We start from the raw sequence: 25,544 nt of genomic DNA, 5'->3' as shown, positions 1-25,544 counted from the left end.
CCCCCCCCCCCCCCCCCCCCCCCCCCCCCCCCCCCCCCCCCCAGAACTGCAACGCCTGCAGGGCGTCAGCGCCGAGGGCGAGTTGATCTGGTGATCAGCCCTGCGGCCGCGCCATCTTGAACAGGGTGCCCAGCTCGAAATAGTCGGCCGGGCCGCCGCCCCGCAGAATCGGCTCGGCAGCTGCGGTGTCGTAGATGCCGTCCTTGAGCAGGTGCTCGGCAATGTGCACCGCTACCACTTCCCCGAGGATCAGCCAGCTGGGTACCAGTGCCTGATCGGCGCGCTTGAGCTGGACGATCTGGCTGACCTTACACTCGAAGGCGACCGGTGTTTCGCCGACTCGCGGCACGCAGACCACGCGCGAGGGTGCTGCGCTCAGGCCGCTCAATTCGAATTCGCTGACCTCGGGCCCCACCGCGGCGCAGCTTTGGTTCATCTGCTCGGCCAAAGGGCGGGTGGCAAGATTCCACACGAACTCACCGGTCTGCTCGATATTGTTCAAGCTGTCTTTGCGCCCGACGCTGCAGAAGCCGATGATCGGCGGAATATAGTTGAAGGCGTTGAAGAAGCTGTAGGGCGCCAGATTCAAGCGTCCTTCGCGGTCCTGCGAAGAAATCCAGCCGATCGGCCGTGGGCCGACGATGGCGTTGAAGGGGTCGTGGGGCAGGCCGTGGCCTTTGGCGGGTTCGTAGTAGTACATGAGTGCTGGGCTTGCTGGCCCTACCTCCTGGTTGACGAGGTGCCTAGTGTGCCAAGCCCGGGCGCGCCTGGATACGCTCACGCCCGGCTAATGCCGGGCTGGGTTGCTTGCAGCAGTGCTCAGCTGAGGCGATGGGCATGGGTGCGGTCGAAACCGTCTTCGGCAAAGCGCTGCGCGTTGGTGCGATCGAAGCCATCTTCGGCATAGTTCGCCGATTGGCTCTGGGTTGTGGCGAAAGAATGGGCATTGGTTCGGTCAAAGCCGTCTTCGGCAAATGCGCCCGTAGCAAGAACGGAAAGGGCAACGGTGAGGATCAGTTTGCTTTTCATGAGGATTGCTCCTGTAGAGGGTTGAAATGGCTTGATGGGATTAAGGTTACGCCCATTAATGCGATTAAAAAGCGCAAATACTCGCGCCTATTGATCTATTTATTCGATTATAAATGGCGCTGATCAGGGAAAAACGGCAGGCGAGTTGGACTCGATGGATCGTGCATACCGCCGGTCTGCGCCATGCAGTGCAGAGTGCACATGGGAAATTAATAGCGCGTTAAGACACCGGCCCGCTTGGGTCAGGGAAGCCATGGGGTGATGTCAAGATCACCTGCCTGGGTGCTTCATTGCGCAATTAGCGACCAGTATCGGTTTGCTCAGAACGCCTTCCGCAACTGGGAAAAGCCATTGATGCCACTGTTTTCCAGGGCTGAACAAAAAGGGCGTCCCATCGCTGGAAACGCCCTGTCGTTTTTCAGCCCTGACCAGCCTTAGTCAGTGGTGATTCGCGAGTGCTGCTTGGTGTCCTTCATGGTCGCGTACACCAGCAGCGAGCAGGCGATGCAGCCGGTCACGTACCAGTAGAAGCCACTCTCCATGCCGACGCTCTTGAACCACAGGGCCACGTACTCTGCCGTACCCCCGAAGATCGATACGGTCAGTGCATAGGGCAGGCCTACGCCCAGGGCACGGATTTCAGTGGGGAACAGTTCGGCTTTCACCACGGCATTGATCGAGGTGTAGCCGCTGACGATGATCAGTGCTGCCATGATCAGGAAGAACGCGCCCCACCAAGTCTGGATGGTGTGCAGGGTGCTGAGGATCGGTACGGTGAACAGGGTTCCCAGTACGCCGAAGGCGATCAGGATCGGGCGCCGGCCGATCTTGTCGGACAACCCGCCGACCAGGGGCTGCAAGCACATGAACAGGAACAGCGTGGCGGCCGAGATGGTGGTCGAGTCGCTGATGCTCATGCCCACCGTGTTGACCAGGTACTTCTGCATGTAGGTGGTGTAGGTGTAGAAGGCCAGGGTGCCGCCCATGGTCAGGCCGACCACGGTCAACAGTTCCTTGGGGTGGCGCATCAGGGTGCGCATCAGGCTTTCCTTGGCCTTTTCCTTCTTGGTGAACGAGGCGGTTTCTTCCATGCCGCGCCGCAGGTACAGGGCCACCACGGCGCACAGTGCGCCGATCACGAACGGTACGCGCCAGCCCCAGGCATACAGCTGCTCGGTGGTCAGGGTCTGTTGCAGCACGATCAGCACGGCCAGGGCGATGAGCTGGCCGGAGATCAGCGTCACGTACTGGAAGCTGGAGAAGAAGCCACGACGCTCCTTGCTCGCCATCTCGCTCAGGTAAGTGGCTGAAGTGCCGTATTCGCCACCCACCGACAGGCCCTGCATCAGGCGCGCGATCACCAGCAGGATCGGCGCCGCCACGCCAATGGTTTCATAACCTGGGGTCAGGGCGATCACCAGCGAGCCTGCGCACATCAGCAACACCGAGGCCATCAGCGCGGCCTTGCGGCCTTTGCGGTCGGCATACATGCCCATCAACCAGCCGCCAATCGGGCGCATCAAGAAGCCCACGGCGAAGATCGCGGCGGTGTTGAGCAGTTGTGCAGTGGAGTCGCCTGCCGGGAAGAAGGCTTTGGCGAAGTAGAGCGAGAATGCGGCGTAGACGTACCAGTCGTACCATTCGACCATGTTGCCGATCGAGCCGCTGAAGATCGACTTGAGGCGGCTGGCGGTGGTTCTTTCAGCGGTCGGCGTGGCGGCCGCCCCGCTTGGCAGGGTGGTGGCGTTATCCATCAGGGATACCTTCTCGTTGTTGTTGTGAGAGCGCGCCAGGGCGCAGCTTGCCAAGCCCAGTGCAGAAGGTGTGCCAAATGGGTGCAGGGCGCTCCAAACGAGGGCCTCTGCACCTCGAAGCCCCAGCCTGCAGGCCTCTGCGCAAGGCGTGTGCCCGCAAAGGGCGGTGTAGCGCCGGCAGCGTCCACTTACGGTAAGCGGTTTTACGCCTATCCAGCATGATCAATAAGCGGATTTCCGCCTATTGGGCGCCGATGAATGTCTCGCGCGATAAGCCATGGCGCTGCATCTTTTCATTGAGCGTGCGCCGAGGCAGCTGCAACGCCTCCATCACCGCCTTGATTTCACCACCGTGCTGACGCAGTGCCGCGCGCAGGCATTGTGCCTCGAACGCTTCCATTTGCTCGGCCAGGGACTGTCCGGCAGGGACGACCTCGATATTCGACAGGCCCAACCCCAGGGCATGCCGTTCGGCGGCATTGGCCAGCTCGCGGACGTTGCCTGGCCAGTCATGGGTCAGCAGTTGCGCCAGCTGCGGCGCCGAGAGCGCAGGCGCGCTGCGCGCCAGTTTGTCCGCAGCGGCGCGGGCGAAGTGTTCGAACAACAGGGGGATGTCTTCACGTCGATCACGCAAGGGCGCCAAACGCAATTCAGCCACGTTCAGGCGGTAGGCAAGGTCCTCGCGAAAGCGCCCGGCGCGGGCCTCTTCGAGCAGGTCCGGCTTGGTCGCGGCGATGATCCGCAGGTCGACGCTGATGCTCTGGTTGGCACCCAGGCGCTCGAGCTTCTGCTCCTGAATCACCCGCAACAGCTTGGCTTGCTGGGCCAGGGGCATGCTTTCGATCTCATCGAGAAACAGCGTACCGCCGTTGGCATATTCCAGCTTGCCGATGCGCTTGCCTTGGGCGCCGGTGAAGGCACCGCTTTCGTGACCGAACAGCTCGGCCTCGAACAGCGCTTCGGGAATGGCTGCGCAATTGAGCGCCACGAACGGCTTGGTGGCACGTGGCCCGAAGTCATGCAGGCAGCGCGCGACACGTTCCTTGCCACTGCCGGTTTCGCCACGGATCAGGACATTGACGGGCAGGCCGGCGAGGTCCAGCACCTGCTGGCGCAGCTGCTGCATGCCGGTGGACATGCCCAGCAAGGTCGCCTCCAGGCGCGATTTGAGATCGGCCTGCTCATGCAGGCGGCGGTTCTCCAGGACCAGCTGGCGTTTCTCCTGCGCCCGGCGCAGGCTGCCCAGCAGGTGCTGCGGGGTGAAGGGCTTTTCCAGAAAGTCATAGGCCCCGTTGCGCATCGCCTCAACGGCCATCGGCACGTCCCCGTGGCCGGTCAGCAAAATGACTGGCAGATCGGCATCTTCGGCTTGCACGCGTGCCAGCAGCTGCAGGCCGTCCATGCCAGGCATGCGCACATCGCTGATGATCACCCCGGCGAAGTGGGCGGGCAGCTGTGCCAGGCAGTCTTCGGCGCGGGCGAACACCTGCACGTTGAAGCCTGACAGGCTCAACCACTGCTCGACCGCACTGCGGATGCTGGCCTCGTCATCGACGACGATCACCGAATTCAACATACGGGCTCCTGGTCTTGCGGCAGGGTCAGAATCAGCCGGGCGCCGCCCGGCACGTTTTCGGCATGCAGCAGGCCACCGGCCTCGGCGATGATGCCATAGGAAATCGCCAGGCCCAGGCCCAGGCCTTCGCCCACCGGTTTGGTGGTGAAGAATGGGTCGAAGACCTTGCCCAGATGCGCGTCGGCAATGCCGCCGCCGGAATCCAGCACGCTCAGGCGCCACTGTTGCCCATCGGGTTCGATGCGCACTTCAAGACGCTTGTAGCGCTTGTCGGCCATGGCGTCCAAGGCATTGCGCAGCAGGTTGATCAACACTTGCTCGAGGCGAATCGCGTCGCCGCGGACCCAGGCCGGACGCGCCAGGTACAACGCGACCTCGACGGCTTCGGCGCGTATGCGCGTCTCGAGCAGGTGCAGGGCCTGGTCGACCACGCTGGCGAGGTCCAGGCGCTCGCGCAGACCGCCCGGGCTGTTGCGGGCGAAGGTCTTCAGGTGGCTGGTCAGCGCGGCCATTCGCGTGAGCATCTGCTCGAGCGGCTCCAGGGCCTGGCGCGCCTCGTCGTAACGGCCATGATCGAGCAGCAGGCGCAAGGTTTCCAGCTGCATGCGCTGGGTGGTCAGCGGTTGGTTGATTTCGTGGGCCATGGCGGCCGACATCTGCCCCAGGGCGGCCAGCTTGGCCGACTGCACCAGGCCTTCCTGGGCCGTGCGCAGCTCGCGGGTACGCTCCTCGACCTGGCGTTTGAGCTGTTCGCGGCTGCGCTGGCGCAAGCGCGCCAGGCGCAACCGCTGGCTGATGAACAGCCCCGCGAACACCAGGCTCAGCCACACCGCGGCGGCCCCCAGTGCAGCGTTGCGCCCGGCGGCCTGGACCTGGGGTTTGCGCAGCAGGTGCAGGGTCCAGTCTTCGCTCTGCAGGGGCAGGCTCTCCCAGAGGTACTCGACGCTGCCCTCAGGGCCGCTCACCCGGCTCAGGTAACTGTTGTTGGCGAAGCGGGTGAGGATTTGCGGATGCAGGGGCACCAGGGGCTGCTTGTCGTATTGGCGGGTTTGCGCCAGCTCCGCGCGATCGGCAGCGCTCAGCGGTTGCAGCTCACGGTAGCGCCAGCCGTCCTGATTGGCGATGAAGGTGATGCCACGGGCGTCGCTGACCAGCAGGATGTCGCTGCCCTGGCGCCATTCGCGCTCAAGCTCGGGGAATTCGAGCTTGACCACCATGGCCCCGAGAAAGCGACCCTGCTCATCCTTCACTGCACTGGACAGGAAATAACCTGGCACGCCACTGGTCACGCCAACGGCGTAGAAGCGGCCCGAACCTTGGCTGCGGGTCTGCTTGAAGTAAGGCCGAAAGCCATAGTTGGAACCGACGTAGGTCGTCGGCAGGCGCCAGTTGCTGGCGGCCACCGCCAGCCCGGTACGGTCGAGCAGCTCCAGGGTCGAAGAATTGGCCGCGCCATTGATGCGTTCGAGCTTGAGGTTCAGCGCATGTTGCTGTTGCTCGCTGACCGGCCCACGCAGCGCCGCGATGAGTTCCGGGTCCAGCGCCAGTACCGCCGGCAGCGCGCGGTAGCGATCGATCAGCGTGTGCAGAGCCGTGGCGTAGAGCGTCAGCTGCTGACTGGCGCGGCGCGCGTCCTCTTCCATGGCCTGGCGCTTGGCCTGGTGCATGGCCCAGCCGGCGCTGAGCACGGTACCCAGCACGATCAGCAGGGTGATCAGCCCCAGACGCAGGGCGCGAAAGGAAAAGGGCATTGGGGCAGGTCCGGATCAAGGCGATTGAGTGCCGGCCTCTTCGCGCGCAAGCCCGCGCCGAGGCCGGAAGGGGCGACCAAGCGGTTACAGCAGTTCGAAGCTTTTCTGTTGCACCGCCTCGGAATCCAGGCCGACCTGGACGGTGAACTCGCCAGGTTCGGCCACCCGCTGCAGCTGGCCATTGTAGAACTTCAAGTCATCCTCGCTGATGCGGAAGCTCAAGGTGCGTGACTCACCAGGCTCGAGCAGCAGTTTCTGGAAGTTCTTCAGCTCCTTGACCGGGCGGCTCATCGATGCCGACACATCCTGCAGGTACAGCTGGACCACCGTCTCGCCTGCAAGCTTGCCGGTATTCTTCACCGTGACGTTGGCCTGCAGGGTGTCGCCCCGCTTGAGGTCCTGGGCCGACAGGGTCAGGTCCGACAGCTCGAAGCTGCTATAGCTCAAGCCGTAGCCGAATGGATACAGCGGGCCGTTCGATTCTTCGAAGTACTGCGACGTGTAGTTGCCAGGCTTGCCTGGGGTGTAGGGCCGGCCGATGCGCGTGTGGTTGTAGTACATCGGGATCTGCCCCACCGAGCGCGGGAAGGTGATGGCCAGCTTGCCCGAAGGGTTGTAGTCACCGAACAGCACATCGGCGATGGCGTTGCCGCCCTCGGTGCCAGCGAACCAGGTTTCCAGCATGGCATCGGCCTGCTCACGCTCCCAGGCCAGCGACAGTGGCCGGCCGTTCATCAGGACCAGCACCAGCGGCTTGCCGGTGGCCTTCAGCGCCTTGATCAACGCGCGCTGGCTGGCCGGGATTTCCAGGGTGGTGCGGCTCGACGATTCGTGCGACATGCCCCGCGACTCACCGACCACGGCCACCACCACATCGGCTTTTTGCGCGGCCTTGACCGCCTCGTCGATCAGCACCGCCGCAGGGCGCGGGTCGTCGACGATTTCCGGTGCATCGAAGTTGAGGAAGTTCAGGTAATCGAGTATCGCCTTGTCGCCGGTGACGTTGGCACCTTTGGCGAAGAGCAGTTCGGCCTTGCCTTCGAGCGCGCGGCGCAAGCCTTCGCGTACGGTGACCGAGTGCATCGGTTTGCCATCGGCGGCCCAGCTGCCCATCATGTCGATCGGCGCGTCGGCCAGCGGCCCGACCAGGGCGATGGTGCCGGCCTTCTTCAGCGGCAGGGTCTGCTGCTTGTTTTCCAGCAGCACCAGGCTGCGCCGCGCCACATCGCGGGCAGCCGGGCGATGCAGGCGGTCTTCGCCGTAGTAATCCTCGAGGTCGGTTTCGGCCTTGCCGATGCGCACGTACGGGTCCTTGAACAGGCCCATGTCGTACTTGGCCCCAAGCACTTCGCGAACGGCCTGGTTCAGTTCCTGCTCGGTGACCTCGCCAGACTTGAGCAGCCCTGGCAGCTCCTGGCCGTACAGGGTGTCGTTCATGCTCATGTCGATACCGGCCTTGATCGCCAGTTTGGCCGCCTCGCGGCCGTCGCGGGCGACGCCATGGCGGATCAGCTCCTGAATGGCGCCGTGGTCGCTGATGGTCACGCCCTTGAACCCCCACTGCTTGCGCAGCAGATCGTTCATCAGCCAGGTGTTGGAGGTGGCCGGTACACCGTTGATGGAGTTGAGCGCCACCATCACCCCGCCAGCCCCGGCATCGAGCGCGGCGCGGTAGGGCGGCAGGTAGTCGTTGTACATCTTCGGCAGGCTCATATCGACCGTGTTGTAGTCGCGCCCGCCTTCTACCGCCCCGTACAAGGCGAAGTGCTTGACGATGGCCATGATGCTGTCGGGATTGGCCGGGCTGCTGCCCTGGAACGAGCGCACCATCACCTGACCGATCTTCGCGGTCAGGTAGGTGTCTTCGCCAAACCCTTCACTGGTGCGGCCCCAGCGCGGATCGCGGGCGATGTCGACCATCGGCGCGAAGGTCATGTCCAGGGCGTCGGCCGAGGCTTCGATGGCCGAGGTACGGCCGACCTTGGCGATGGCGTCCATGTCCCAGGTGGCGGCCAAGCCCAGGCCGATGGGGAAGATGGTGCGCTCGCCGTGGATGGTGTCGTAGGCGAAGAACATCGGGATCTTCAGGCGGCTGCGCATGGCAGCATCCTGCATCGGCCGGTTTTCCGGCGCGGTGCGCGAGTTGAACGTGCCGCCGATGCGCCCGGCCGCGATTTCTTCGCGGATCTTTTCGTGGGGCATTTCCGGGCCGATGCTGATCAGGCGCAATTGGCCGATCTTTTCGGCTTCGTTCATCTGGCTGATCAGATGCTCGATGAAAGCCTGCTTGTCCTGCAGGGGCGGGGCGATCGGGGCGGCGAGGGCCGCCTGGCTGGCGAGGCCCATGGCCAGGCCCAGCAGAGACAGTTTCATCATCGATTCCATGTTCGAGGCGTGTGCCGTATCCACGAAGATACGCGCGCGGCCGAAGTTTTCAGGCGGCTATTGTTGTACGATTCGCGGGTCATGCTTCCAGCGGCCGATTATGCCTGAATATGTCGGTGGCGGAGGAGCACCCGAATGCCGGGACAACAACTATAAGAACGCTGAAGAGAACCAAGGCATGACCCCCCTTGACCACTATCAACGTCGGCAGGTGGCCGAAGCCATCGCCCGCGTTGAACGGCGTACCGACGCCCAGCTGGTGACCGTGCTGGCGCGACGCGCCGACGACTACGCCTACCTGCCGCTGTTCTGCGCCGCGCTGCTGGCCCTGGCCGTGCCTGGCCTGCTCTACCTCGCGTGCGGCTGGCCCAGCGGGCGCGCCCTGTTGGTGAGCAACGTACTGCTGTTCATCGGCTCGTGCCTGCTGCTGCGCAGCCCACGCCTGGCCAGCTGGCTGATCCCCGGCGCGCTGCGCCGGTGGCGCGCGACGGGCCTGGCGCGCCAGCAGTTTCGCGAGCAGCACCTAGGCACCGGCGCGCAGGGCGCAGGGGTTCTGATCTTCGTCGCCGAAGCTGAGCAGCATGTGCAGATCCTCGTGGGCCAGCGCATCGACGCCCACCTTGATCGCCATGCCCGAAGGTTGCTCGCTGCGCGGTTGCTTGAGCGGGTGCGCTGCGGGCAGACCCTGCCAGGCTTCGTCGAGTGCATCGAGGCGTGCGGCGAGCTGCTGGGCGAACGCTTGCCGCGTAGCCACATGCCCGACCGCATCGAGCTGCCCAACCGTCTGGTGATTCTCGACTGAAGGCTGTGCCGCGGGGGTGTAGAATGCCGACCATTGCGCAACGCGCTTCCTGTTATCCGAGGCACCCGCTTTTTATGTCAGCCAGTCCTTCCGCCACCTCTGCGCCGGATGCCCGCGCTCAGTTCCTCAAAGTGCTGAGCGCGGCCCTGCACGGTAATACCTTGATCAAGTTGGTGCTGGCGCGCCACGTCGGGGCCGACGAGACCTTGCAGCGCATCATCGCCAAGCCGTTGCAGGTCAAGGGCCAGCCGCACTTGTCACTGGTCTATCGCCACCAGACCCGCGACATTACCCGCAACGTCGCGCTGGAGCAGGCCGAGGCGCTGGTGGCCGAACTGTTGCCGGCGAGCTTTCGCAACGCTCATCTGTTCGACGCGGACGGCGAGGTGCAGCTGGCGTTCAGCAAGAAGGGCAAGCCGATGCTGCAGCGCCACGGCGCCCAGGCGCCGCGTGAGGTGGCCGCGACTGCCGCCCACGACCGCGAGAAGAAACGCTACCTGGACCTGTCGCGCCCGTTCCTGCGCGACCTCGGCGTGACCGATGGGCAAGGCGCGTTGATCCCGGCGATGTCGCGCAAATGGAAGCAGATCAACAAGTTCATCGAAGTCTTCGACCACGCCCTGGCCAATGCCCCGGTAGCGGCCGGCCAGGCGCTGCGCGTGGCCGACTTCGGCTCTGGCAAAGGCTACCTGACCTTCGCCATGCACGACTACCTGCGCAACAGCCTGGGCCGTGAAGCGAAGGTGATGGGCGTGGAGTTGCGCCAGGACATGGTCGAGCTGTGCAACGCGGCCGCCGGCCGCCTGGAGCACCCGGGCCTTGAGTTTCTCTGCGGCGATGTGCGCAGCGTGGTGCCCGAAGCGATCGAGGTGATGATCGCCCTGCATGCCTGCGATGTGGCCACCGACTACGCCATCCATACCGGCATCCGCTGCAATGCCGCGATCATCATGTGCTCGCCATGCTGTCACAAGCAGATCCGCCCGCAACTGCACAGCCCCGGTCTGCTGCAGCCGATGTTGCAATACGGCCTGCACCTGGGCCAGCAGGCCGAGATGCTCACCGACAGCCTGCGCGCGCTGTACCTCGAAGCCTGCGGCTACGAGACCAAGGTGTTCGAGTTCATCTCCCTCGAGCACACCAACAAGAACAAGATGATTTTGGCGGTCAAGCGGCGACAGGCCGCTGACAACACCGCGCTGCTGGAGAAAATCGCCCAGCTCAAAGGATTCTACGGCGTGCAGGAGCATTGTCTTGAAACGTTGTTGCGGGCGGACAGCTTGATCTGACCCGCTAGCGGTCCGTCGAGGAGCGGTCAGTCGGGGGCGTCGATCGCCAACCCTTGCACACCCAGCGGGTGCGTGCTGGCATCGAAGAAATGCAGCGCGGTCCCGCTCATGTCGGCGAACCGCTCGATGAAGTGTCGCTTCTGATTCAGCACCGAAGCCTCATGCAACGGCCGGATCGCGATCGACAGGTACGCAGGCCGGGCCTGGCGCATGGCTTCCAGCAGGTGCTGGTCGCTGCTGTCCAGGTGCTGGCCGAACAGGCAGATGCCCTGGCGCTCGCTGGCCAATTCCCCCAGGCACCACGCCAGGTAGTCGGAGTTGCGGATCGCGCGCAGTTTTTCCTCGCTGCGGTCTTCATTGACGAACAACGGCACCTCACCTGGAACGTTCACGGCGAAGCCGTCGAGTAACTCGCCGCCCACGGCGCTACGTTGCCGGGTACTGGCGTCGGGCAGTTTCAGCAGGTGCAGGCCGCCATGCAGGTGCAGCACGCGGGTGCCTTGGCCTTGGGTCCGGCGGACATCGAAGAAACCCTGCTCGTCGAACAGCTCGGCAAAGCCCTGCGGCTGCTGCTGCATGGCCCACGGCAGGATCAGGTCGTAATTGCTGGTATAGACGCTACGGTAGTCGCGCAAGGCCAGGTTGATCGCCTGCAAGGTGGCGGCGGGGAGCAGCGACCACGGCAGGTGCAGCGTGCGCACGGCGTGGATCAACCCTTCCTTGATCGAGTAGTAGCGGTTCAGCGGCGCGGTAGAATTGATCGCCAGGGCGGCGTTGGCGCGCACGGTATGGTTGAGCGTGCTCAACACCGGCTCGAACAGCTCGGTGCCCAATGACTTGAACAGTGCCTGGTCGCTGATGGCCAGGCCTTTCTTGCGCCCGCCGCGCTGGGCTTGCTCGAACAGCGAGAAATAGCCGAACGGTTTCCACAGTGCCCGGCTGGCGCCATTGCCCAGCAGCAGGGCGGTGCAGGGGTGGCGCTGGTTCAGGTCTGGCCATGAGGCGAGGTGGGCGTCGAGAGCTGGCATGGGCGGTCCGGTCGATGGTGCGGTAAACGGCGGGACTTTAGCATGTCATGCGCCAGGCTGCCTGTTGCGCCATACCCGATAGGCCCGGATCCCGGCGCGCACCGAGCCGAACAACGAGGTGTCTTCCATTTCCCGGGCCAGCCCCGAGCGCACCAGCATGCGCAGGAACCGTCCACGGGCGCGAGCGATGGCGAAGTGAATGCCGCGCGCCGCCAGGGTGTCGCGCACTTCACGCAGGGCGGCGATGCCGGTCACATCGATACTGCTCACCGCTTCGGCGTCGAACAGTACGGCGCGGGGCTGGGCGTCGCGCTGCACGGCCTCGAGCAAGCGCATCTTGAAATAGTCGGCATTGAAGAACAGGATCGCGTCATCGAAGCGGTAGACCACCAGGCCTGGCACGGTGCGCGCGTCGTCATGCTTGCGGATGTCGACTTGCCCTTCGGTGCCGGGCAGCCAACCGAGCACGGCGTCGGTCGGCTGGTAGATGGTGTAGAGCAGGCGCAGGATGGCCAGGGTCACGGCGAACACGATGCCGGGCAGAACGCCCAGGCCCAGGACGCCGGCCGTGGTCAGCAGACACAACCAGAACTCGAAGCGGCTCAGGCGCCTGATATGACGCAGCGAGCGCATGTCGATCAAGCCCCAGCCGGCCATCAACAGTACCGCGCCCAAGGCGGCTTGCGGGATCCACGCCATCGGTGCGGTGAACAGCAGCAGGATCAGGGCGATGACCAGCGCTGCGATGATGCCGACCAACTGGCTCTTGCCCCCGACCATGTCGTTGACCGCGGTCCGCGAGTCGGCGCCGCTGATGGCGAAACCTTGGGACAGCCCAGCCGCCAGGTTGCTGACCCCGAGCGCGACGAACTCGTGGTTGGCGTTGATCGCATAACCGTGGCGCGCGGCGAAGCTGCGCGCAGTGAGCATGGCGCTGCAGAAACTGACGGTCGCGATGCCTAAGGCATCGCGCAGCAGGCTCTTGGTTTGCGCAAGGTCGCTGTGCGGCCAGGCCAGCTCAGGCATGCCGGCCGGCACCGGCCCGAGAATGGCTAGGCCAAATCGGTCCAGGCCGAACAGGCCGACCAGCACGGTGAACAGCGCGACCGTGACCAGCGCAGCGGGCAGCCGTGGATAGCGGCGCGGCAGCCAGATCAGCAGGCCGAGCGCCAGGCTGCCGATCAGTAGGGTCAGCCCGTGAATCTCCGGCAGGCGCTCGAAGAAATCGATCACGCTGAGCACGAAGCCGTCGCCCTCGATCGTGAAACCCACCACTTTGGACAGCTGCCCGGCAATCAGGCTCAGGCCGATACCGTTGAGGTAGCCGATCAGGATCGGCCGGGAAAAGAAACTGGCAATGAAGCCGGCGCGGGCCAGCCCGGCGACGATCAACATCAGCCCCACCAGCACGGTGACGATCACCGACAGCTCGGCGATGCGCTGAACATCGCCCATCGCCAGCGGCGCCACGGCCCCGGCGATCATTGCGCAGGTGGCCGCGTCAGGGCCGACCATCAACTGACGCGAGCTGCCAATCAAGGCGTAGACGATCATCGGCAAGATGCAGGCGTATAGACCGTACTGCGGCGGCAGGCCGACGATCTGCGCGTAGGCGATGGCGATGGGAATCTGAATGGCGGCCACCGACAGCCCGGCCTGCAGGTCGGCCTGCAGCCACTCGCGGCGGTAGTGGAGGAGATTGGCCAGGCCGGGGAGGCAACGGGCAAGCAACATGCGTCGTCCTTCGATGAGGTTTCCAGGTCCATGGGGCAAACGGCGGCGAGGGCCTTGCCTGCGGGCGACTATACGGCGAGTCGGCAGATGGCGGCCATGGGCCATATCAATGAAAGGCGCAGAAACGAAAAAAGGAGCCATGGGCTCCTTTTGACAGCGCGGGCGTTGCACGAACACCAGGCGGGACTTGCAATGTGTGGAGCGGGTAGAGGGAATCGAACCCTCAACTAAAGCTTGGGAAGCTTTCGTTTTGCCACTAAACTATACCCGCGTTTGCGTTGGACTTTTTACCAGAACCTGGCCTGGATTAGAAGCCCGGGTTCTAAAAAAGCTGCAATCTCCAAGCGGCGAGCAAGCGCATTTAACCGTGGCGGCCGGTAACCTCAGGGTTACTCGGCGCCGATGGGTTCACAGTGCCATTGCATGATTGCCCTGCGGGTAATGGTAGGCACGCTTTCGTTGCCCGCGAGGTGCAGGCTTGAGAAAGCCCAGCACGGCGTCGCGGGTGGCATCGCAGGCAGACTTGCCTTCCATGTCCAGGAAATGGCCCGCGTTACGGATTACGCTGAACTGGCTATTGCCCACATGCTTGCCGAACTGCCGGGCGTCTTCGACGGTGGTGTACTCGTCGCGCTCGCCGTTGACGAACAGCACCGGAATCGCAATGTTGCGCGCGCCAGTCAAGGCCCGTTCAAGGTCGCGCTGCAGTACTTGCTCGATGTGGAAATGCATCTGCGCGTACTCATGGCTGTCCAGGCTGCTCACGTGCCGGTAATTGAAGCGTTTGAACAGCGACGGCAGGTGCTTGCCGATGGTGTCGTTGACCAGGTTGCCGACCTGGTAGCGGTCGCACGCCGCCAGGTACTGGCAGCCGCGCTCCAGATAGTCACGCATCGGCGCGTTGATCACGGGCGAGAACGAACTGACCACCGCCGTCTTCACCTGCCGCGGCTGATGCGCCAGGGCCAAAAGCGTGCAGGCGCCGCCCCAGGAAAACGACATCACGTGGTCGCAGCTGAAACGCTCGATCAGTTCGAGCAGAATCAGCGCCTCTTCCTCTTTGCTGATCAATCGTTGCTGGCGGTTATGGGCCTTGGACTTGCCGGCATAGGGCTGGTCGTACAACACCACGTTGAACTGGGGGTGCAGGTTGCGCACCGTCTGGGCGAACGAGGCGGTGGTGGCCAGCGAGCCGTTGATCAGGATGATCGTCTTCTCGGCCGCCTCCGCGCGATAGAACTCCGTGTAAACCCGATACTGACCTTGGATATCAAGTACAGCGATTTCTGGCCTCATGTCATCGACTCCTGGCGCAAAAAGGGTAATCGCGTCACCTAGGGTGCACGTTCTTTATGACAGGTAGGCAAGCGCCTGAATGAATCGCAGGGCCCTGTGTCGATCCTTGGCACGCGTGTCGACGATGTTGTTGTGGCGGGCAATCTGCCGTGCCCCAAGGCATCTGGGCTTTGGGTGGCCGGCAAAAAGTGTCGAGGCTGGCGGGCGTGACCGAGTGGTCACTCGCAGACTGACGAATTAGCAGTCAAGCAGTGGCGCCGCATTCTCGCAAGTGCCGCTGGCGCAGATATCAGGGCCCAGGCGCCCAACGGTCGCGAGCCCGAGAACCTGGCCTCACACCGAGGCGATTTCCTCGGCGGTCAATGCCCGGAACTGCCCAGGCTGCAGGGCGGGATCGAGGTGGATCGTGCCCATGCGCTCGCGGTGCAGGCCGATCACTTTATTGTCGAAGTGACCGAACATGCGTTTGACCTGATGGTAGCGACCCTCGACGATGGCCAGGCGCGCCCGGCGAGGGCCGAGGATATCCAGCTGGGCAGGTTGCGTGGTGAGGCCTTCGAAGGCGAAGTAGAAGCCTTCTTGAAAACGTGCCACGTAGTGCGCGCCAATGTCATCTTCGGTGTCGACCAGGTAGTGCTTGGGCAGCTTGGTGCTCGGCTGGGTCAGGCGCCGCGACCATTGCCCATCGTTGGTCAGGATCATCAAACCGGTGGTGTTGAAATCAAGGCGTCCGGCGATGTGCAGATCGTCACGTAGTTCATCGGGCAGCAAATCCAGCACGGTAGGGTGCTGTGGATCATGGGTGGCGCTTACGCAGCCACTGGGCTTGTGCAGCATCAGGTAGCGCGGCGGGCGGCCGGCCTGCAGCAGCAGCTGGTCGACCTCGACGCGGCTGAATTGACTGACCTGGGCAACCGGATCGGTGGTCACGCGATGATCCACGCGCACCCGCTGTTGTGCCAGCAGCAGGCGGACTTGCTGACGGTTGTAGCAGGGCTGGTTGGCGAGAAAGCGATCGAGACGCATGGCAGCAACAGGGAGGGACGGGCGCGCAGTCTAGCGGTTTTCGTCAGCCCCCGCCGCACCCTGGTCGGGCAACTGGTCGAGTACCGCAGCGCAGCGCGGGCACAAACAGGCTTTGTCACGCAGTGCCTCGGGCAAGGCCTGGAGCACCGCCGGATCGATGCTTACGCCGTAGCACCAGCACGCTTGTGTCGCCCGCTTCGGGTCGGCCAGGCTGCACTGGTTGGGCGCGCCGCAGGCCGGGCAATGCTGGCTGTCATTCATGGGTCGGTTCCGTCGCTTCGCTGCAGACGCGGTTACGGCCCGCCTGCTTGGCCCGGTACAGCGCGCGATCAGCGCGGCTGAGCAATGTGTGCAGGCTATCGCCTGGCTGCAAGGCGCTCAAGCCGATGCTGGCGGTCAAGCGCAGCGCTCGCTGGTCATGGCTGAACGTCAGTTGCTCGGTGCGGCGACGAATTTTTTCGGCCACATCGATCGCTTGGCGCCCTTGCACTTCGCGCAGCAACACCACGAACTCCTCGCCACCCCAACGACACAGGACATCCGATTGGCGCAAGCTGCCCTGCAGCACATTGGCGAACTGGCGCAAAACCTCGTCACCGGCAAGATGGCCGTGGGTATCGTTGAGCACCTTGAAATGGTCCAGGTCAATCAGCAACGCCACCAGCGGCGCGTTGTCGCGTTGCGCCGCGAGCAGGGCCTGGGCCGCCAGCAGGTCGAAGCTGCGCCGATTGGGCAGGCCGGTAAGGGTATCGAGGGTGGCCAGCGCTTCGGTGCTCAGGTGGTGGCGCCTGAGCATGCCATTGAGCAGCGACAGCACCACCAGGGTGATCATCGCGCAGATCGCCAGGTTCAGGTACAACGATTGGCGAATGCGGTCCAGCGCGCCGCCTTCGCGTTTGTCCACCAGCAGGTACCAGTCCAGTTCCGGCAAGTGGCGCACGTTGAGGAAATGGCTGTGGCCCTGGCTGTCCTTGTACTCATGGCTGCCCTGGCTCGGCACTGGCCGCTGCGCCAGCAAGCCGCGCAGATCGGCATTTTCGGCCAGTGGCTCGCCGCCCTTGAGGCCATGGGGACCGCCATCGGAACCGGTCAGGATGACCTTGCCTTCGGCATCGATGAAAAACACCGAGCGCTGGTAGCGGCGCTGATAGGTGTCGATCAGCTTGACCACCGCGTCCACGCTCAGCCCTACCCCGGCAGCGCCGATGAAGCGCTGCTGGTAATCCAGCACGCGGTAGTTGATGAACACCGTCAGGCTGTCTTGATTGGCCATGTCGACGTCGACGTTGATCTCGTACGGCGACTCCATCTGGCGCAGGCGAAAATACCAGGCGTCGCGCCAGCTGTCGGCCCGCACCTGCTTGAGCACGCCCTTGGCCTGGTAGTAGGTGAGGCTACGCTCGGAGACGAAGAACGAGGTGAAGATGTCCTGCTTGCCCACGACTTCGCCGAGAAACCGGGTGATGCGTGCAGTGTCCTGCTCGCCGGCCAGCACCCAGTCGCGCAGGAAGGTGTCCTGAGCCATCATCGAGGCAATCAGCACCGGGCGGATCAGGTCCTTCTGGATTTCCGAATAGACGGTGTCGGAGGTCAGCGGCAACTCGGTGTTGACGATGCCATCGCGGATGGCACTGCGCGAGGCGAAGTAACTGATCAGCGAAGTGGCGAGGAAGCCGCACGCCAGCAACAGCAGCAGGGCGACGATCAACGAGCGCTGTGACAACAGGGCGGAGCGTGAGGGCATGATCTTCCCGTGATGTGTGCCGAGGCGCCCATTCTAGTGAGATACCGCCGCAATGACTGCAAGTATTTCAGGGTGATATGAAGCTGTATCAATTTGTTGCTGAAATGGCACTGCACCTTGTCGCGATGGTCTGATTCTGTGCCGATGAACGCATTTCCATCGGCGCTTGCCAGCGTCGCTGTGCGGGCACCCCAGCGGTCCGGGAGGCCGCCATGTCCTATCGAATTCTGTTGATCGCCCTGCTGGGTCTCATGACGTCCGCCTGTGCGCCTTACTACGGCGGCGGTGGCCACTACCGTTCGGGTTATTACACCAGCGATCGTTATGTGACGCCTGGCTATTACCGTCAGGATCGTTACCACGTGGTGCCGCAGCCCCGCTACTACTATCAGCCGGCGCCACGCTACTACCGCCCGGCGCCTCCGGCCTATTACCGACCGCAACCACGGCCTGGGCTGAATCAATGGCACGGTAACCCACGCTATGACTACGGCAATCGCCAGCGTCACGACTATGGGCGAGACCGTGATCGTCATGACTATCGCGATGGCAGCCAGCGCTATCAGCACGGCAACTGGCAGGGTCGCCCTGAGCACGAGCGGCGTCCGGACCGTGGGCGTGGCCCGGATCGTAACTGGCAGCGTTAGACGCGGCGCCCATCAGCTCAGGTCGGCAAGCGGGTGTGGCCCGTGCCAGAGCGTGGCGAAATGCGCCTCGACCACTGCCGCGGGTACGTGACTGATATCCGGCCAATGCCAGCGCGGCTGGTTGTCCTTGTCGATCAGGCGTGCACGCACGCCTTCGCTGAATTCCGGATGCCGGCAGCAATTGAGGCTGATGGTGTATTCCAGCTGCAGGACCTGCCCCAGCGACAAGTGTCGGGCTCGGCGGAGCTGTTCCCACACCAGGTGCGCGGTCAGCGGGCAGCCTTCCTGCAGGCGTTGCCCGGCCGCAGCCAGCAGCGGGTCGGCATGTTTTCTCAGGGCTGTCACGGCGCGCCAGGCAGCGGCTGCATCAGCGACATCGAGCACTTCGTCGATCAGCGCGCGGCGGCTGAGCCATTGCCCTTCGGGTAACTGCTGCCACGCGCTGTGCTGCTCGGCCTTGAGCAAACTGTTGAGCTGCAGTGCGGTCTGCTCTTGCCAATTGATTTGCAGCAGTTCGTCGAGCAGCGCCGGCTGTTGCTCCTCGCCCAGAAAACGGTCGGCCAGGCCCAGGTCCAAGGCGTCCCGGGCGTTGATCGGCGCCCCGGTCAGGCCGAGGAACAGACCCAGCTTGCCCGGCAGCCGCGCAAGGAACCAGCTGGCGCCCACGTCCGGGTACAGACCGATGCTGATTTCCGGCATCGCCAGGCGGCTGCTCGGTGTAACGATGCGAATGCCAGCGCCTTGCAGCAAGCCCATGCCGCCGCCCAGCACATGCCCGTGGCCCCAGCACAGCAGTGGCTTGGGGTAGGTGTGCAGCAGATAGTCGAGGCAGTACTCGGCGGCGAAGAAACTCGCCGCCAGGGCCGGCACACTGCCAGGTTCGGCGCGGCAAGCCTGAGCCAGCGCGCGCACATCGCCTCCGGCGCAGAAGGCTTTGGCGCCAGTGCCGCGCAGCAAAACGCAGACCACGCTCGGGTCTTTGGCCCACCTATGCAACTGCTCGCCGAGGCTTTCGATCATCGAGAGGTTCAAGGCATTGAGTGATTGTGGCGCATCGAGGGTCGCGATGCCGATGCCGGCGCCAGCAGCGCCGACCTGTACTTCGCAGTGAACAGCCATGGCGTACCTCGCGAACGTGATCAGGCAAGTATGGCTCGCCTGGGCGAACATGCCCGTCGCCGGTCGGATCGATTGACAAGGGCATGCGCCTTACCTAGTGTCGCGCCATCGATTACGGATGGCCCCATGACTGACGACGACCGCATCAAACTCGAGCCGAGCTGGAAAGCTGCACTGCGTGAAGAGTTCGACAAGCCCTACATGCACCAGCTGCGCGAGTTCCTGCGCCGGGAACATGCGGCCGGCAAGCAGATCTACCCGCCGGGCCCGCTGATCTTCAACGCGCTCAATTCCACGCCGTTGCCCGAGGTGAAGGTGGTGATCCTCGGCCAGGACCCTTACCACGGCCCCGGTCAGGCCCATGGCCTGTGCTTTTCGGTGCAGCCTGGCGTGCCGACCCCGCCGTCGCTGGTCAACATCTACAAAGAGCTGCACCGCGACCTGAACATCCCCATCGCCAACCACGGCTACCTGCAGAGCTGGGCAGAGCAGGGCGTATTGCTGCTCAACACGACCATGACCGTGGAGCGCGCCAACGCCGCCTCGCATGCCAAGAAAGGCTGGGAGTTCTTCACCGATCGGATCATCGAGGTGGTCAGCGAACAGTGCTCCAACGTGGTCTTCCTGCTATGGGGTGCCCATGCGCAGAGCAAGCAGAAGCTGATCGACGGTACCAAGCACCTGGTGCTGAAATCGGTGCACCCGTCGCCGTTGTCGGCCTATCGCGGGTTTCTCGGCTGTGGCCACTTCAGCCGGGCCAACGGCTTTCTCGAGCAGCGTGGCCTGGCCCCGATCAACTGGGCGCTGCCACCGCTCTGAAATGCCGTCACCGGTTGGGTGAACGAGCGTTCCAGACCCGGAACAACGGCTCGGCCAGAAACAGCACGAACAACAAGCGCATGACCTGCAGCGCCGTTACCAGCGGCACCGACAGTTGCAAGGTTTCCGCGGTCAGGCTCATCTCGGCGATGCCGCCAGGCATCATGCCCAGGGTCAGTGAGCGCAAGTCCAGCGCGGTCATCGCACTGAGCGCCCAGGCGGCACTGCCGGCGACCGCCATGCACAGGGCGGTCGCCACCAGCGTGCGGCCGAGAAACGACGGCGCGCGGCGAAAGAAGGCGCGGTTGAAGTGACAGGCCAGGCCGCTGCCGATCAGCCATTGACCGATCTGGCTGGCACCGTTGGGCATGGCAATCTGCAAGTCGCCCGCCAGGCTCACCGATGCCGCCACCAGCAATGGCCCGAACAGCCATGGGTTGGGCTGGCGCAGCCGCTGCCAGAGCACGCCCATTGCCACCCCCAGCGGCACGATCAGCGCCAGCCAGCTCCAGCTGACGCTGCCGGTATGGTTGAGCGCCACGCCGTCACCGAGCAGGAACTTGAACAGTGCCGGGATGCACAGTACTACCGCCAGCACGCGCAGGCTCTGCGCCGCCGCGACCTGGCTGAGCACCGCGCCATTGCGCGCGCCCAGGTTGACCATTTCACCCGAGCCGCCAGGCATGCTGGCGAAGAACGCCGTGGCGCGGTCCTCGCCGGTACGCCGCAACAGCCACACACCGATCACGCTGGACAGCGTGGTGAACAGGGCGCCGAAGAAAATCAGCGCGAAATGCTCGGCCACCTGCTCGATCACCGCAGGGGTGAAGTGCAGGCCGATACCGATACCGATGATGCATTGCCCGCATTTGCGGCCATTGGGAATTTCCGGCAGCTGCCAGGGGGTCAGGCAGCGCACCAGGATGATCGCCAGCAACGCACCGACCATCCACGGCAGCGGCCAGCCGACCTGGCTGGCGGCATAACCCCCAGCCAGGCCGACCAGCCCGGTCGCGACGAACAGCGGCAGGTGCCGATCAGGCATCGGCCATGGCCCGGCGCTGTGCACTGCGCTTGCGCCAGATCCGCAGCAGCGGCAGGGCCAGCATGCACAGGGTCACGCCCCACACCGACAGGCTGATCGGGCTCGACCAGAGAATGCCCAGTTCGCCGTTGGAGATCGACAGCGCCCGGCGCAGGTTCTGCTCCATCAGGCCACCGAGGATGAACCCGAGCAGGATCGGCGACAGCGGGAAGTCCAGCTTGCGCAGGATGTAGCCCATGATGCCGATGCCAACCATCAGGAACAGGTCGAAGGTGGTGGCGTGCACGGCGTACACCCCGATCGCGGTGATGATGGCGATCACCGGCACCAGCGCCCAGTTCGGCACGGCCAGGATGCGGGTGAAGATGCGGATCATTGGGATATTGAGGATCACCAGCATGATGTTGGCGATGAACAACGACGCGATCAGGCCCCAGACGATGTCCGGCTGCTGTTCGAACAGCAGTGGGCCTGGGGTGATGTTGTACAGGGTCAAGGCGCCGATCATGACTGCCGTGGTACCCGAACCTGGGACGCCGAGGGTCAGCATGGGCACCAGCGCGCCGCAGCAGGAGGCGCCGATGGCGGTTTCCGGGGCGGCCAGGCCACGGGCGTCGCCCTTGCCGAACTTGCCGCTGTCACCGGCCAGGCGTTTCTCGGTCATGTAGGCCACGGCGCTGGCCAGGGTGGCACCGGCACCAGGCAGCACGCCCATGATGAAGCCGAGCAGGCCGCAACGGATGTTGACCACGAATACCGAGGCCGCTTCCTTGAAGTTGAACAACATGCGCCCGGTGGCTTTCACCGCCTGGTGGCCGTGGTGGGTCTTTTCCAGCAGCAGCAGTATTTCGCTGATCGAGAACAGGCCCAGCACCAGCACCACGAACTGAATGCCGTCGGCCATGTGCACGCTGTCACCGGTGAAGCGGTACACACCGCTGTTGGCATCGATGCCGACCGCCGAGAGGAACAGGCCGATCAGCGCGGCGATGAAGGTCTTCAACGGCTTGTCACCGGCCATGCCGCCGAGGGCGACAATGGCGAACACCATCAGCACGAAATACTCGGCCGGCCCGAAAGCGATCGCCCATTTGGCCAGCAGCGGGGCGAACAGCACCATGCCGCAGGTGGCGATGAGCGCGCCGATGAACGAGCTCCAGGCCGACAGCGACAAGGCCACACCGGCCAGGCCCTGGCGCGCCATCGGGTAGCCGTCGAGGGTGGTCATCACGGTCGAGGCTTCGCCGGGGATGTTCAGCAAAATCGAGCTGATCCGCCCGCCGTACTCGCAGCCCAGGTACACCGCAGCCAGCAGGATCAGCGCCGATTCAGGCGGCAAGCCGAGGGCGAAGGCAATCGGGATCAGCAGGGCCACGCCGTTGATCGGGCCCAGGCCCGGCAACAGGCCGACCACGGTGCCGATCAAGGTGCCCGACAGGGCGGTGACCAGGTTGTAGGGGGACAGGGCGACGCCGAAGCCCTGGCCCAGGTAGCTCAAGGTATCCATGTGTCAGTTCTCCAATACGCTCAGCAGGCCGAGGGGCAGGGGTACGTCCATGACGCGGTCGAACAACCAGTAGAGGAACACGCTCATGCCCACCACCACGATGGCGCTGTGCAGCCAGCGGCCGCCGTATAGCCGGGCCATGGGAATACCGACCAGAACGGCGCTGAGGATGAAACCCAGGCTTTCGAAGGTGGCGGCAAAGACCAGCAACAGGCCGACGCAGGCGGCGATCTTGATCAGCGTGGCACGGTCGAGCTCTGGCTCGTCGTCCTTGCGCACGATCGGCGTCGGACGGATGGCCAGGTACAACAGGCCCAGGCTCATCAGGCCGAGCATCAGCAAGGGGTAGGCGCGCGGGCCTACCGGTTCGTAGGAAAACGCGGCCTGATAGGGCCAGGCCATGACGGCCAGGATCGCGCACACTGCCAGGAGCACCAGGGCGAAGATGCGTTGCAGGATCATCAAGAAATCCTCGTTGTTCGTCGGCGAGACGCGGACCTCCCAGCACGAGCGGACCGCGTGGGTGGCTTACTGGATCAGGCCGAATTCCTTGGCCAAGGTCTTGTAGTCAGCGACCTGTTTCTTGACGTAGCCGTCCAGCTCGGCACCGGTCATGGCGAACGGGAACAGCTCGCGCTGATCGCGCAGCTTGGCGAAGTCGTCGGAGGCCAGCATCTTGTCGAACGACTCTTTCCACCAGGCGTAGTCTTCTTCGCTGACCTTCGGCCCCAGGTAGAAGCCGCGCACGACCGGCCAAACGATGTCGTAGCCCTGCTCCTTGGCGGTGGGGATGTCTTTCATCTCAGGTTCCGGCAGGCGGTTTTCCGCGAACACCGCAAGGATGCGCATGTTGCCGCTCTGAATGTGTGGCATGGAGTCGGAGATGTCGGTCGAGCCAACCTGAATGTGCCCACCCATCAGCGCCGTGGCGATCTCGCCGCCGCCTTCCAGGGCCACGTAACGCAGGTCGCGCGGGTTGATGCCAGCGGCCTTGGCGATCAGCGCGGTCTGCATCCAGTCCTGGCTGCCAACGGTGCCGCCGGAACCGATCACCACGCTGCCAGGGTCTTTCTTCAGGGCGGCGACCAGGTCGTCGAGGGTTTTGTAAGGGGAATCGCTCTTCACCGCGATGGCGCCGTAGCTGGTGCCAACGGCCGCCAGCCACTTCACCGCGTTTTCATCGAAACGGCCGAACTTGCCTTGCGCCAGGTTCAGCAGCGAGCCGCTGGACCACGCCACCAGGGTTCCGGCATCCGCAGGGCGCTGGGCCACCACGGCGTTGTAGGCCACGGCACCGACACCCCCTGGCATGTAAGTCACGCGCATGGGCTTGCTGAGGATCTTTTCCTGCACCAGGGCGCTTTGCACCAGCTTGCAGGTCAGGTCGAAACCGCCCCCTGGCGAGGCCGGAGCGATGCATTCAGGGCGTTTCGGTTCAGCCGCCAGGGCATTGCCTGCCAGCAGCAGGCAACCGGTGGCGAGGGCGAGGCGGCGCAGTGAGAAGGTCATTGAAAGTCTCCGTGAGCGTTGTTGTTATGAGTGAGCGCAGTTGGCTTACCACAGCGCGACGCTGTAGCTGACCAGGACCCGCACTTCGTCGGCATCGCGAGCGAAGTTCGAGCGGAAGGTGGCGTTGCGCAGGCGCACGGCGACGTTTTTCAACGGGCCGGTTTGTACCACGTACTTGAGTTCGGTGTTGCGTTCCCATTCCTTGCCCTCGCCACCGGCGGCGCGGCTGACGTTGTCGCCGCTGATGTAGCGGGTCATGAAGGTCAGGCCGGGGATGCCCAAGGCGGCGAAGTTGTAGTCGTAGCGGGCTTGCCAGGAGCGCTCGTCGGCGCCGGCGAAGTCGTTGATCTGCACGAAGTTGACCAGGTACGGGTCAGCGCCGTCGATATAGGGGAAGGCGCTGTCACCGGACAACTGCTGCCAGGCGGCGCTGACCTTGTGCCCGCCGAGGCTGTAGCTGAGCAGGGTGTTGAACGAGGTGTTGTCGATGCGTCCGGCCTTGGCGGCGCCGGCCTCGTCGCTGACCGCCAGGCGCACATCGGCGCCGAAGGCGCCTGGGCCCCAAGGCTGGGTGGCGAGCAGGCCGATGAAGTGCTGGCGGTAGATATCGTCGAGCTGGGCGAAGTGATAGCTGCCGGTGATACGGTCGCTGAACTGGTAGTCGAGGCCTGCCAAGGCAAGGTGATCGGCGCTGAAGGTGCCACCGAAGCGGCCGTTCTTGTTGTTCAGCGCCAGGTCTTCCCAGTTGGTGTCGTTGCGGTCCTTGGCTTTGTCCAGGCGCCCGCCGGTGAAGGTCAGGCCCTTGATCTCCTTGGAGGTCAGCAAGCCGCCTTGGAAGGTCTGCGGCAGGATGCGCCCGTCGTTGGGCTGCAAGGTCGGCAGTTCGGGAATGAGGCTGCCGATCTTCAGCTCGGTCTTGGACACCTTGACCTTGCCGGTCAGGCCGAGTTTCGAATATTCATCGGCGGCGCGGCCGTCGTCGTGGGTTGGCAGCAGGCCGCTGCCGGTGCGGTCGGGGCTGGAGTCGAGCTTGATGCCGAGCATGCCCAGCGCATCGATGCCGAAGCCCACGGTGCCGTCGGTGTAGCCTGACTCGAAGTTGAGCATGAAGCCCTGGGCCCATTCGTCGCGCTTGGACTGCTGCGCGCTGGTGCCGTCGCGAAAGTCGCGATTGAAATACATGTTGCGGGTTTCGAAGGTGGCCGTGCTGTCGTCAAGGAAGGCAGCCTGGCTCAACGGGGCGGTGCCGGCGGCTGCGAGGGCGCAGGCGATGGCCGATGGACGTGCGAATGGGGAAGGGCGAGGCGCGAACGCCTGAAGCTGCGCTGACAGCATCGGGATGACTCCATTTCTTGTTCTTATTCGTTGCACCTTGTTGGTGCTTATGGCGGCGCGTGGAGCGACCGTGGTGCGATGCTAGGCAACCAACCTTTCGCTAACCTTTCAGCGTGAAAGGTTTGTTACAAGGGGCTTCACAGACTTGA

The 25,544-nt window shown here is 64.1% G+C and carries 21 protein-coding genes, 1 tRNA gene and 1 pseudogene; 4 read left to right on the top strand and 19 right to left on the bottom strand.

Annotation, left to right across the window (positions count from 1 at the left end):
* Positions 1–94: 94 nt before the first annotated feature.
* The 6 genes and pseudogenes from ACLEJW_RS19685 to bglX all read right to left on the bottom strand — a co-directional run bounded on the left by ACLEJW_RS19685 (position 95) and on the right by bglX (position 8,486).
* Positions 95–700 (bottom strand): flavin reductase family protein, encoded by a 606-nt coding sequence (locus ACLEJW_RS19685; protein ID WP_440778084.1) that lies wholly within the window; start codon positions 698–700, stop codon positions 95–97.
* Between the two features lie 122 nt (positions 701–822).
* Positions 823–1,029: pseudogene (locus tag ACLEJW_RS19680) on the bottom strand (heme utilization protein); the annotation flags it as partial.
* 434 nt (positions 1,030–1,463) lie between these two features.
* Positions 1,464–2,783 carry an MFS transporter gene (locus ACLEJW_RS19675; RefSeq protein WP_145188026.1) on the bottom strand — a complete coding sequence of 440 codons (1,320 nt, stop codon included), beginning with the start codon at positions 2,781–2,783 and terminating at the stop codon, positions 1,464–1,466.
* Between the two features lie 241 nt (positions 2,784–3,024).
* On the bottom strand, positions 3,025–4,359 hold the full coding sequence (locus ACLEJW_RS19670; RefSeq protein ID WP_313456949.1) for a sigma-54-dependent transcriptional regulator: 1,335 nt from the start codon (positions 4,357–4,359) through the stop codon (positions 3,025–3,027).
* Positions 4,353–6,110, bottom strand: a complete 1,758-nt coding sequence (locus ACLEJW_RS19665) for an ATP-binding protein (RefSeq protein ID WP_440778083.1) — start codon at positions 6,108–6,110, stop codon at positions 4,353–4,355. The genes ACLEJW_RS19670 and ACLEJW_RS19665 overlap by 7 nt, the downstream gene beginning before the upstream one ends.
* 84 nt (positions 6,111–6,194) lie before the next feature.
* Positions 6,195–8,486, bottom strand: coding sequence for a beta-glucosidase BglX (bglX, locus tag ACLEJW_RS19660; RefSeq protein WP_440778082.1), 2,292 nt, complete (start codon positions 8,484–8,486; stop codon positions 6,195–6,197).
* Between the two features lie 187 nt (positions 8,487–8,673).
* On the opposite strand from bglX, the gene ACLEJW_RS19655 reads away from it, so the two are divergent.
* Both ACLEJW_RS19655 and ACLEJW_RS19650 read left to right on the top strand, forming a co-directional pair.
* Complete coding sequence (locus ACLEJW_RS19655; protein WP_440778081.1) at positions 8,674–9,297, top strand: TPM domain-containing protein; 624 nt, start codon at positions 8,674–8,676, stop codon at positions 9,295–9,297.
* A gap of 74 nt (positions 9,298–9,371) precedes the next feature.
* The gene (locus tag ACLEJW_RS19650; protein ID WP_440778080.1) at positions 9,372–10,586 is read left to right on the top strand and encodes a class I SAM-dependent methyltransferase; all 1,215 of its coding nucleotides are present in this window, start codon (positions 9,372–9,374) and stop codon (positions 10,584–10,586) included.
* 26 nt (positions 10,587–10,612) lie between these two features.
* Here ACLEJW_RS19650 and ACLEJW_RS19645 read toward each other — a convergent pair whose 3' ends face one another.
* The 7 genes from ACLEJW_RS19645 to ACLEJW_RS19615 all read right to left on the bottom strand — a co-directional run bounded on the left by ACLEJW_RS19645 (position 10,613) and on the right by ACLEJW_RS19615 (position 17,414).
* Positions 10,613–11,614 carry a DUF4917 family protein gene (locus ACLEJW_RS19645; protein WP_440778079.1) on the bottom strand — a complete coding sequence of 334 codons (1,002 nt, stop codon included), beginning with the start codon at positions 11,612–11,614 and terminating at the stop codon, positions 10,613–10,615.
* A 45-nt stretch (positions 11,615–11,659) separates the two neighbouring features.
* Positions 11,660–13,348 carry a SulP family inorganic anion transporter gene (locus ACLEJW_RS19640; protein WP_440778078.1) on the bottom strand — a complete coding sequence of 563 codons (1,689 nt, stop codon included), beginning with the start codon at positions 13,346–13,348 and terminating at the stop codon, positions 11,660–11,662.
* A gap of 197 nt (positions 13,349–13,545) precedes the next feature.
* Positions 13,546–13,619 (bottom strand) — tRNA-Gly (locus tag ACLEJW_RS19635).
* A 137-nt stretch (positions 13,620–13,756) separates the two neighbouring features.
* A complete protein-coding gene (locus tag ACLEJW_RS19630; protein ID WP_313294981.1) occupies positions 13,757–14,644 on the bottom strand; it encodes an alpha/beta fold hydrolase in 888 nt (295 codons plus the stop codon).
* Between the two features lie 333 nt (positions 14,645–14,977).
* On the bottom strand, positions 14,978–15,670 hold the full coding sequence (locus tag ACLEJW_RS19625) for a pseudouridine synthase (protein ID WP_313294979.1): 693 nt from the start codon (positions 15,668–15,670) through the stop codon (positions 14,978–14,980).
* Positions 15,671–15,700: 30 nt separating this feature from the next.
* Positions 15,701–15,931, bottom strand: a complete 231-nt coding sequence (locus tag ACLEJW_RS19620) for a cysteine-rich CWC family protein (RefSeq protein WP_313294978.1) — start codon at positions 15,929–15,931, stop codon at positions 15,701–15,703.
* A complete protein-coding gene (locus tag ACLEJW_RS19615) occupies positions 15,924–17,414 on the bottom strand; it encodes a sensor domain-containing diguanylate cyclase (RefSeq protein ID WP_313294977.1) in 1,491 nt (496 codons plus the stop codon). The genes ACLEJW_RS19620 and ACLEJW_RS19615 overlap by 8 nt, the downstream gene beginning before the upstream one ends.
* Before the next feature lie 212 nt (positions 17,415–17,626).
* On the opposite strand from ACLEJW_RS19615, the gene ACLEJW_RS19610 reads away from it, so the two are divergent.
* Positions 17,627–18,061: a hypothetical protein gene (locus tag ACLEJW_RS19610; protein WP_440778077.1), complete on the top strand. Its 435-nt coding sequence runs from the start codon at positions 17,627–17,629 to the stop codon at positions 18,059–18,061.
* 12 nt (positions 18,062–18,073) lie between these two features.
* Here ACLEJW_RS19610 and ACLEJW_RS19605 read toward each other — a convergent pair whose 3' ends face one another.
* Positions 18,074–19,180, bottom strand: a complete 1,107-nt coding sequence (locus tag ACLEJW_RS19605) for an enoyl-CoA hydratase/isomerase family protein (protein WP_440778076.1) — start codon at positions 19,178–19,180, stop codon at positions 18,074–18,076.
* Positions 19,181–19,306: 126 nt separating this feature from the next.
* Here ACLEJW_RS19605 and ung point away from each other — a divergent pair, with 126 nt between their 5' ends.
* Positions 19,307–19,999 (top strand): uracil-DNA glycosylase, encoded by a 693-nt coding sequence (gene ung / locus ACLEJW_RS19600; RefSeq protein ID WP_440778075.1) that lies wholly within the window; start codon positions 19,307–19,309, stop codon positions 19,997–19,999.
* A gap of 7 nt (positions 20,000–20,006) precedes the next feature.
* Here ung and ACLEJW_RS19595 read toward each other — a convergent pair whose 3' ends face one another.
* The 5 genes from ACLEJW_RS19595 to ACLEJW_RS19575 form a co-directional block, all read right to left on the bottom strand.
* On the bottom strand, positions 20,007–21,044 hold the full coding sequence (locus ACLEJW_RS19595) for an AbrB family transcriptional regulator (protein WP_145187982.1): 1,038 nt from the start codon (positions 21,042–21,044) through the stop codon (positions 20,007–20,009).
* On the bottom strand, positions 21,037–22,551 hold the full coding sequence (locus ACLEJW_RS19590) for a tripartite tricarboxylate transporter permease (RefSeq protein WP_440778074.1): 1,515 nt from the start codon (positions 22,549–22,551) through the stop codon (positions 21,037–21,039). Before ACLEJW_RS19590 ends, ACLEJW_RS19595 begins: the two co-directional genes overlap by 8 nt.
* Positions 22,552–22,554: 3 nt before the next feature.
* A complete protein-coding gene (locus tag ACLEJW_RS19585) occupies positions 22,555–23,013 on the bottom strand; it encodes a tripartite tricarboxylate transporter TctB family protein (RefSeq protein WP_145187975.1) in 459 nt (152 codons plus the stop codon).
* A 66-nt stretch (positions 23,014–23,079) separates the two neighbouring features.
* Complete coding sequence (locus ACLEJW_RS19580; RefSeq protein WP_145187972.1) at positions 23,080–24,060, bottom strand: Bug family tripartite tricarboxylate transporter substrate binding protein; 981 nt, start codon at positions 24,058–24,060, stop codon at positions 23,080–23,082.
* A 45-nt stretch (positions 24,061–24,105) separates the two neighbouring features.
* Complete coding sequence (locus ACLEJW_RS19575; RefSeq protein ID WP_440778073.1) at positions 24,106–25,395, bottom strand: OprD family porin; 1,290 nt, start codon at positions 25,393–25,395, stop codon at positions 24,106–24,108.
* Between the last annotated feature and the right edge of the window lie 149 nt (positions 25,396–25,544).

Source organism: Pseudomonas sp. SMSB3 (assembly GCF_052041965.1).
Lineage (GTDB): Bacteria > Pseudomonadota > Gammaproteobacteria > Pseudomonadales > Pseudomonadaceae > Aquipseudomonas.
Note: the sequence above shows the minus strand (reverse complement) of the source record. Positions and strands in the feature narration are given on the sequence as shown.

What these genes read in the sequence shown, in the direction of transcription:
- ACLEJW_RS19605 (WP_440778076.1), bottom strand. Translation starts at nt 19,180, where the DNA reads ATGGCTGTTCACTGCGAAGTACAGGTCGGCGCTGCTGGCGCCGGCATC.
- bglX (WP_440778082.1), bottom strand. Translation starts at nt 8,486, where the DNA reads ATGATGAAACTGTCTCTGCTGGGCCTGGCCATGGGCCTCGCCAGCCAG.
- ACLEJW_RS19585 (WP_145187975.1), bottom strand. Translation starts at nt 23,013, where the DNA reads ATGATCCTGCAACGCATCTTCGCCCTGGTGCTCCTGGCAGTGTGCGCG.
- ACLEJW_RS19685 (WP_440778084.1), bottom strand. Translation starts at nt 700, where the DNA reads ATGTACTACTACGAACCCGCCAAAGGCCACGGCCTGCCCCACGACCCC.
- ACLEJW_RS19595 (WP_145187982.1), bottom strand. Translation starts at nt 21,044, where the DNA reads ATGCCTGATCGGCACCTGCCGCTGTTCGTCGCGACCGGGCTGGTCGGC.
- ACLEJW_RS19655 (WP_440778081.1), top strand. Translation starts at nt 8,674, where the DNA reads ATGACCCCCCTTGACCACTATCAACGTCGGCAGGTGGCCGAAGCCATC.
- ACLEJW_RS19580 (WP_145187972.1), bottom strand. Translation starts at nt 24,060, where the DNA reads ATGACCTTCTCACTGCGCCGCCTCGCCCTCGCCACCGGTTGCCTGCTG.
- ACLEJW_RS19675 (WP_145188026.1), bottom strand. Translation starts at nt 2,783, where the DNA reads ATGGATAACGCCACCACCCTGCCAAGCGGGGCGGCCGCCACGCCGACC.
- ung (WP_440778075.1), top strand. Translation starts at nt 19,307, where the DNA reads ATGACTGACGACGACCGCATCAAACTCGAGCCGAGCTGGAAAGCTGCA.
- ACLEJW_RS19625 (WP_313294979.1), bottom strand. Translation starts at nt 15,670, where the DNA reads ATGCGTCTCGATCGCTTTCTCGCCAACCAGCCCTGCTACAACCGTCAG.
- ACLEJW_RS19620 (WP_313294978.1), bottom strand. Translation starts at nt 15,931, where the DNA reads ATGAATGACAGCCAGCATTGCCCGGCCTGCGGCGCGCCCAACCAGTGC.
- ACLEJW_RS19670 (WP_313456949.1), bottom strand. Translation starts at nt 4,359, where the DNA reads ATGTTGAATTCGGTGATCGTCGTCGATGACGAGGCCAGCATCCGCAGT.
- ACLEJW_RS19645 (WP_440778079.1), bottom strand. Translation starts at nt 11,614, where the DNA reads ATGCCAGCTCTCGACGCCCACCTCGCCTCATGGCCAGACCTGAACCAG.
- ACLEJW_RS19590 (WP_440778074.1), bottom strand. Translation starts at nt 22,551, where the DNA reads ATGGATACCTTGAGCTACCTGGGCCAGGGCTTCGGCGTCGCCCTGTCC.
- ACLEJW_RS19650 (WP_440778080.1), top strand. Translation starts at nt 9,372, where the DNA reads ATGTCAGCCAGTCCTTCCGCCACCTCTGCGCCGGATGCCCGCGCTCAG.
- ACLEJW_RS19665 (WP_440778083.1), bottom strand. Translation starts at nt 6,110, where the DNA reads ATGCCCTTTTCCTTTCGCGCCCTGCGTCTGGGGCTGATCACCCTGCTG.
- ACLEJW_RS19615 (WP_313294977.1), bottom strand. Translation starts at nt 17,414, where the DNA reads ATGCCCTCACGCTCCGCCCTGTTGTCACAGCGCTCGTTGATCGTCGCC.
- ACLEJW_RS19640 (WP_440778078.1), bottom strand. Translation starts at nt 13,348, where the DNA reads ATGTTGCTTGCCCGTTGCCTCCCCGGCCTGGCCAATCTCCTCCACTAC.
- ACLEJW_RS19610 (WP_440778077.1), top strand. Translation starts at nt 17,627, where the DNA reads ATGTCCTATCGAATTCTGTTGATCGCCCTGCTGGGTCTCATGACGTCC.
- ACLEJW_RS19630 (WP_313294981.1), bottom strand. Translation starts at nt 14,644, where the DNA reads ATGAGGCCAGAAATCGCTGTACTTGATATCCAAGGTCAGTATCGGGTT.
- ACLEJW_RS19575 (WP_440778073.1), bottom strand. Translation starts at nt 25,395, where the DNA reads ATGCTGTCAGCGCAGCTTCAGGCGTTCGCGCCTCGCCCTTCCCCATTC.